Genomic DNA, 6,571 nt, shown 5'->3' with positions numbered 1-6,571 from the left:
CCGATCCAGCATCAGGAACTGACCCTGAACGCCAGCGACGGCATCTGAGGACGTCATCGGCATGGTCTCGGCGCATTGACGCCGAGACCATGACTCACGGCGGTTGCGCGTCATTCTTCCGCTCGGCAAAGTCGAAGGCTGGCCCGTCGGGCCTTCGAACCCAGTGGAGTCCGCGATGTCCATCTTGCGCAATGCCGTTCTGTTGACGGCATGCCTGTTGCTGCAGCAGATGGCCCAGGCCGATGAGAACTTCAGCGTCATCTTCGGCGAGAAGGTCGTCGGCCATCTGACCACGACCAGCGGCGATGGCGAAACCCGCATCGTCTTCGACTACAAGAACAACGGTCGCGGGCCGACCATGGCCGAGACGATCCGGCTTGATGCCAGGGGTCTGCCGACATCGTGGAAGATCACCGGCGCGACCACCTTCGGCAGCAAGGTCGACGAGCACTTCGAGCAAGTGGGCGACAGCGCGAGCTGGACCGATTCGGTTGGCAGCGGCAAGCTGGATTCTGCGGACCATCGCCTCTACATCGGCCTGAGTGCAAGCCCGTGGGCGCTCGGCCTGTATGCGCGCGCCCTGCTCAAGGATATCGATCACACGCTGCCGACCTTGCCGGCGGGAAACATCCGTCTTGAGGAAGGCGACGAACTCAGCGTCAAGGGCAAGTCCGGCAGCGAGAAGGTTCGCAGCTATACCTTGAGCGGACTCGACCTGAATCCTTCCTACGTCCTGCTCGACGACAAGCAGGCCATGTTTGCCTTCATCACGCCGAGTTTTGTCGTCGTCCGCGAAGGCTTCGAGGGCGAGGAAAAGCGCTTGCGCGGAATTGCCGAGCAGCTGTCGACCGAGCGCTTCGAGACCATCCAGAAGAAGTCTGCCCACCGCTACGAAGCACCGGTGCGCATCCGCAACGTCCGCGTGTTCGATCCGCACACGCTGGCCATGTCGGAACCGGTTTCCGTCATCGTCATGGGCAGGCACATCGCCTCTGTCGAGCCGTTGGACAGTCCGGCGACGCCTGGCGAAGTGCTGATTGACGGCGCGGGCGGCAGCCTGATCGCCGGTCTCAACGACATGCATGGCCATGTCTCACAAGGTCGCGCCCTGCTCAATGTCGTTGCCGGGGTGACTTCGGTACGCGACATGGGCAATGACAATGCGGTACTGGCCAAGCTGATCGAGCGCATCGACGATGGCACGATTGCCGGGCCGCGCATCACGCGCAGCGGTTTCATCGAAGGCAAGAGCCCGTTCAGCGCCAACAACGGCATTCTCGTCGACAGCCAGCAGGCGGCGATTGACGCGGTGCGCTGGTACGCTGCCCGCGACTTCTGGCAGGTCAAGCTTTACAACAGCATGAACCCGGCCTGGTCCAGGGCGACGATCGCCGAAGCGCATCGACTCGGCTTGCGCGTCGCGGGTCATATCCCGGCATTTTCAAATGCCGATGCGATGCTCGATGCCGGCTACGACGAGCTCACCCATATCAACCAGACCATGCTCGGCTGGGTGCTGAAACCCGATGAAGACACCCGCACCCTGCTGCGCCTGACCGCCCTGCGCCGCCTGCCGGAGCTTGATCTGCAATCGGCGAAAGTACAAAAGACCATCCAGCACATCGTCGACAAGAAGGCCTCGCTGGAGCCGACCATCGGCATCCACGAGGCCTTGCTGCTGTCGCGCGATGGTGAAATCCCGGCCGGCCAGGTCGATACCATTGATCACATGCCGATCGGTGCCCAGCGCAATGCCAAAAAGGCCTGGTCGGATATGTCGGCGCCGGGTGACGCTGAGAAGTATGCCGGTGCCTGGGACAAGATCCTCGACACCCTGCGCATCATGCACCAGCGCGGCATCCTGCTGATTCCGGGCACCGATACCGGTGGCTCATTCACCTATCACCGTGAACTCGAACTGTTCGAGAAGATCGGCTACAGCGCGCCCGAAGTGCTCAAGCTGGCCACCTATGACATGGCCAGATATCTTGGTCGCGACCAGTCGCTGGGCTCGATAGAAAAAGGCAAACTCGCCGACTTCTTCCTCGTTCCGGGCGATCCAACGAAGGATCTCAAGGCGATCAAACGCATCCGCATGGTGGTCAAGGACGGTGTCGTCTACTACCCGTCCGAGGTTTATCCGAACTTTGGCATCAAGCCTTTTGCCGACGCGCCGAAGGTGACCCTGCCGACACCCTGACAAGTGATCGCAATGTCTTGAGACCGTGCGCTTGCCGGGCGGAACTTGCTGGCTCGGCAGTACACTGAGTCTGCAGACGCCACCGGCGCCCACCGAAGTGGAGGTAATGCACCATGTTGAACATGATCGAGGACCTTCCGGACCATGTGATCGGCATCCGGATCACCGACAAGCTGCGTGCCGAAGACTACTCGGAGCAGCTGGTACCGCTGGTCAATGAGAGGCTGGAGAAACACCGCAAGCTGGATCTCTTGTGCTGCATCGAAGGTGAGTGGAAGGGCATGGAGGCCGGCGCGGCATGGCAGGATCTGCGCCTCGGCCTGGGCAAGCTGGGCCACTGGGGGCGCATGGCCCTGATCAGCGACATCGGCTGGCTGGAGAACGCGGTCAAGTTTTTCCGTGTGCTCTCGCCCGGGGAACTGCGGCATTTCGACAGCGACGATTACGAAGCCGCCCGGCAGTGGGTCTGCGAGCAGGATCGTGCCCGCATCAACATCAGCCTCGATGCGGAGTCCGGCATTCTGCTCCTTGAGCCTGGCTCGGACGCAGCGCTCAGCGAAGACGATTTCGAAGCGGTCGGCGAGATCGCCAAAGACCATCTCAAGAATCACCAGCAACTGCGCGGCATCATGATCCGCAGCCGGCGTTTACCCGGCTGGCAAAGTATCGGCGCGCTGTTCGCGCATCTGAAATTCATCAACAGCGTGCACGACAGGATCGGCAAGGTGGCGCTGGTCACCAACAGCCCGATGGGCACCTTCGCCGACCGCGTGCTCGATCCCTTGATGCTGGCCAAGATCCGTCGCTTCGACTACGACCAGAATGACGAGGCCATGATCTGGCTGAAGGATTGACACACGCCCGACCGACTATCGCTTGCCGCGCCGCCGCCCTCGAGCATTCGCAGAGTGGCTGCTAGCCGGTTCGCTTGCCGTTTGCGCCGACCTCGCAACGGCCGCTACCGGCATCGCTCAGCGCTGAATCAGCCGGTGCAGATTGGGTTTCTCCCGGTTCGGCGAGCAACTGACCGATCACCGCACCCAGTTGCATATCCTCGATCTGGCCGAAGTGGCTCAGACGCAATCGACCCGATCGATCAATCAGAACCAGACTCGGCGTCCCGCGCAACGCGTATTTCTGCATGGTCCGTGGCACCGGATTGTTCGTTCCTGGGATATCCACACCGATTGGAAAATCGAGTCGATATTCGTGGATGAAAGCGGCCAGGGCTTCCTCGGTCATCACCGAGTGATGCTCGAAAACCGTATGCAGGCCGATCACCGCAACGTCCTTCTGCGCAAACATCTTGCGCAGCCGCGTTGCCTGCGGAATCCCGTGCGAAATGCAACCGGGGCAGAGCATCTGGAAGGTGTGCAGGGCGACAACGCGTCCACGCAAACCGGCCAGGGTGATGGGCGTCGGCGTGTTGAACCAGCGTCCGACTTCAAGTTCCGGAGCCATATCTGCGGCAGTGCTCATTGCATCTCCAGTTGATTGAGAGCCCCGACGTGCGCGGGCCTATGCCTTGTGCACGTCGGGACAACGAACGGATTGATCGGTCAGGCCGCGCGGCGCAACTGGACGGTCGGGAAGTCGACCGGCACATCGAACGCGATGTTGACGTAGTTGGTGAACAGATTGAGCGCGACATGGGCGAGAATTTCAACAATCCCCTCGTCATTGAATCCGGCCTTGCGCACCGCATCGACGTCGGCGCTTTCGATCTGACCCCGCTTCTCGACCAGCTTGAGGGCGAACTGCAGCGCGGCCCTCGTCTTCGGATCTGACGATTCGCCGCTCTGGGCGCTGGCCAGGTCATCAGCACTGACGCCCGCCTTCATGCCCAATGCCGTGTGTGCGGCAAGACAGTAGTTGCAGGTGTTGCGGTCGGCGACGGCGACGGCGATCTGTTCGCCGAGGCGGGCGCTGATGACGCCAGCGCCGAGTGCTCCGAACGAGCCCCACATGCTGTTCAGCGCCGCCGGCGAGTTGGCCACGGCACGGAACATTTTCGGCGTGACGCCGAAGGCGGCGTTGATGGCGTCGAGGGTTTGCTTGCGCTCGGCGCTGGTGTTGTTGCGGTCGATCAAGGGAACGCGGTTCATGGTTTTCTCCACTGCTTGATAAAGTTGTTTGAAAGCCGCCCGCGGCGAATCTGCGGGCAGTCCGATGGCCTCAGCCGATCACTGATCGACCTTGCCCGGCAGGGACAGGTCGCCCGAGGCCACCTTGAACACATCGGCCACGCACAACAGCGGGTTGTGCACACTGGCGTTGACGCGCAAGGCGGCGGTCACGCCATCGAAGCTGGCGCTCTTGACCGCACCGATGTCGTCGAACGGCACGCGAACTTCGATCGTGTCGCCCTTGAACTGCGGACTCCAGCCCGGGCTGTCGATCAGGATCGGCAGGCCCGGCCAGGTCTTCGGCAGACGCGGCTTGCTGCCCTCGGGGATATCGACGACCTTGAGCGCATCCTTGCCGCAGGCTTCGTCGGGCTGCAGCACGACCCAGTGCGAATGCCAGATGCCGCCATCGTTGCCGAGATCGCCATCCTGGCTTTCATCGAACAGCGGGGTGTCGTCGAAATCGGGATGCGCGGTCACGGCGAAGGCGAGGATGCCGCTCTTTGATTCAAAGCCGACCACGTAGGGATCGATTGAGGTCGGCCAGACATAGGAAAACACCGTGCTGCCGGCCAGCTTGCCGATCGGCGTCGGCTTGCTCGATCCAGCCTTGCCGGATACCGCGACGTGGAAGATTGCGCTGTTGCCTTCGGTGGTGATTTTCGTATGCACGATATCGAATGGCGCGGCGACAGCCTTGGCCGGTTTGCTGTGGATGCCCTTCGTGTGCGGCTTGGCCTCATGCGCTGAAAGCGGTGATGAGCCCAGCACCAAGGCAATCAGCATGGCAAGGCCGGCGGAACCAGCGCTGGCAAGTTGGCGCGCATGGGAACGCGGATGGGGTAATGAATTGGACATGGAGCCTCCTGTTCTGAAAGTGCCGCTGGCGGGCGGATGCTCGCCATCTGGAGGTGCAGTATCCCGGCAAAATCAGGACATTCGGACTCATTTAGTCCATGATGCATATCAGATCGTCCAGAGATCGGAGTCGAGATGGAGAGCGTCGACCGCCTGAGCGCCCTGCTTGAGCGTTTTCGGGTACACGCGCATTTGTTCCATGCCGGTCCGCTGTGCGGGCTGACCCGCTTTGATGCGCGGCCCGGTCGCGGCTTCCTGCACGTGCTTCGCCGTGGCGAAATGGTGGTGACCCATCGCGGCGCCGGGCAGACTGCGGATCGCATCGTGCTTGAAGAGCCGACCCTGCTGTTCTATCCGCGCGCATTCGAGCATGCGTTCGAGAATCCGCCCGAGGACGGCTCCGACTTTGTCTGCGCGACGCTCGATTTCGAAGGCGGCGCCGCGCATCCGCTGGTGCGTGCCTTGCCCGATGTCATGGTCGTGCCGCTATCGGCTGTCGACGGACTGGCGCCGACCCTGGATCTGTTGTTTGCCGAGTCCGAACGCGTGCGTTGCGGGCAGCGACTGCTGGCCGACCGCCTGTTTGAAGTGCTGTTGCTGCAATTGCTGCGCTGGCTGCTCGATCACCCGCAGCAATACGCGCTACCGGCAGGCCTGCTCAGCGGACTTGCCCATCCGCAGCTGGCGCGCGTGCTGACCGCCCTGCACGAGCAACCTGGACAGCCGTGGAGTCTGGCCTCGATGGCGCACACCGCCGGCATGTCACGCAGCGCGTTTGCGGCATGCTTCAAGGAGCACGTCGGCACCTCACCCGCGGACTACCTCAAGCACTGGCGCATCAGCATCGCGCAATCCCTGCTCGTCGGTGGCACCTCAATCAAATCCGTCAGCCATCAACTTGGCTATTCCAGCGCCGCCGCGCTGTCGCGCGCGTTTGCGCAAAGCGTTGGCGTGGCGCCGCGCACATGGTTGCAGTCGATTGCCTGAGCGGTTGGCGATTGGCGGTAAGGATCATGCCCGAACCATCAGGGCACCTCTGAACATGCGGCACAATCGTCATGGTGTTCAGAAAGTCTGGCGGTTGCGCTGCTTGTTCAGAGGCGCCCTGGGCGAGCGGATTACTCAGCCGCTTGATCCGGTGCCCCAGCTCCCGCTCCACGAACCAGTGCGGCTTGATGGTGTTTCATGTCTATCAACAGACGATGGCCAGCGAGAAGCACGGGGCCGACATGCAGGTAGGGACCGAGCTTGTTGTCTGCAACCATCGCATTGAAGTCACCGACGTCGACCCGGTGTTGGGCGACCTCGAGACCGCCCAACCTGACGCTTCCTATATCAACCCATTTTGCAATCTTCCCGCTCGCCGAGACGCCTGTTTCGACTTGCG

General features: G+C 62.0%; 7 protein-coding genes. 4 read left to right on the top strand and 3 right to left on the bottom strand.

The window, feature by feature from the left end; genetic code table 11:
• Positions 1 to 175: 175 nt before the first annotated feature.
• Both VFN25_RS06575 and VFN25_RS06570 read left to right on the top strand, forming a co-directional pair.
• Positions 176 to 2,200: an amidohydrolase family protein gene (locus VFN25_RS06575; RefSeq protein WP_325140075.1), complete on the top strand. Its 2,025-nt coding sequence runs from the start codon at positions 176 to 178 to the stop codon at positions 2,198 to 2,200.
• Positions 2,201 to 2,313: 113 nt separating this feature from the next.
• Positions 2,314 to 3,054 carry an STAS/SEC14 domain-containing protein gene (locus VFN25_RS06570; RefSeq protein WP_325140073.1) on the top strand — a complete coding sequence of 247 codons (741 nt, stop codon included), beginning with the start codon at positions 2,314 to 2,316 and terminating at the stop codon, positions 3,052 to 3,054.
• Between the two features lie 61 nt (positions 3,055 to 3,115).
• Here VFN25_RS06570 and VFN25_RS06565 read toward each other — a convergent pair whose 3' ends face one another.
• The 3 genes from VFN25_RS06565 to VFN25_RS06555 form a co-directional block, all read right to left on the bottom strand.
• A complete protein-coding gene (locus tag VFN25_RS06565; RefSeq protein WP_325140072.1) occupies positions 3,116 to 3,679 on the bottom strand; it encodes a redoxin domain-containing protein in 564 nt (187 codons plus the stop codon).
• 80 nt (positions 3,680 to 3,759) lie between these two features.
• Positions 3,760 to 4,305 (bottom strand): peroxidase-related enzyme, encoded by a 546-nt coding sequence (locus VFN25_RS06560; RefSeq protein WP_325140069.1) that lies wholly within the window; start codon positions 4,303 to 4,305, stop codon positions 3,760 to 3,762.
• Positions 4,306 to 4,383: 78 nt separating this feature from the next.
• Positions 4,384 to 5,184: a hypothetical protein gene (locus tag VFN25_RS06555; RefSeq protein ID WP_325140067.1), complete on the bottom strand. Its 801-nt coding sequence runs from the start codon at positions 5,182 to 5,184 to the stop codon at positions 4,384 to 4,386.
• 135 nt (positions 5,185 to 5,319) lie between these two features.
• Here VFN25_RS06555 and VFN25_RS06550 point away from each other — a divergent pair, with 135 nt between their 5' ends.
• Both VFN25_RS06550 and VFN25_RS06545 read left to right on the top strand, forming a co-directional pair.
• Positions 5,320 to 6,171, top strand: a complete 852-nt coding sequence (locus VFN25_RS06550; RefSeq protein ID WP_325140065.1) for an AraC family transcriptional regulator — start codon at positions 5,320 to 5,322, stop codon at positions 6,169 to 6,171.
• Positions 6,172 to 6,356: 185 nt separating this feature from the next.
• Positions 6,357 to 6,571 (top strand): hypothetical protein (locus tag VFN25_RS06545; RefSeq protein WP_325140063.1); only part of this gene is annotated, 215 nt, incomplete at its 3' end.

Source organism: Dokdonella sp. (assembly GCF_035703485.1).
Classification (GTDB): domain Bacteria; phylum Pseudomonadota; class Gammaproteobacteria; order Xanthomonadales; family Rhodanobacteraceae; genus Dokdonella.
This window is presented reverse-complemented; position numbering and strand designations above follow the sequence as displayed.

Bases quoted from the DNA above. Each gene is read 5' to 3' on its own strand.
- VFN25_RS06575 (WP_325140075.1), top strand. From the start codon at position 176: ATGTCCATCTTGCGCAATGCCGTTCTGTTGACGGCATGCCTGTTGCTG.
- VFN25_RS06570 (WP_325140073.1), top strand. From the start codon at position 2,314: ATGTTGAACATGATCGAGGACCTTCCGGACCATGTGATCGGCATCCGG.
- VFN25_RS06565 (WP_325140072.1), bottom strand. From the start codon at position 3,679: ATGAGCACTGCCGCAGATATGGCTCCGGAACTTGAAGTCGGACGCTGG.
- VFN25_RS06560 (WP_325140069.1), bottom strand. From the start codon at position 4,305: ATGAACCGCGTTCCCTTGATCGACCGCAACAACACCAGCGCCGAGCGC.
- VFN25_RS06555 (WP_325140067.1), bottom strand. From the start codon at position 5,184: ATGTCCAATTCATTACCCCATCCGCGTTCCCATGCGCGCCAACTTGCC.
- VFN25_RS06550 (WP_325140065.1), top strand. From the start codon at position 5,320: ATGGAGAGCGTCGACCGCCTGAGCGCCCTGCTTGAGCGTTTTCGGGTA.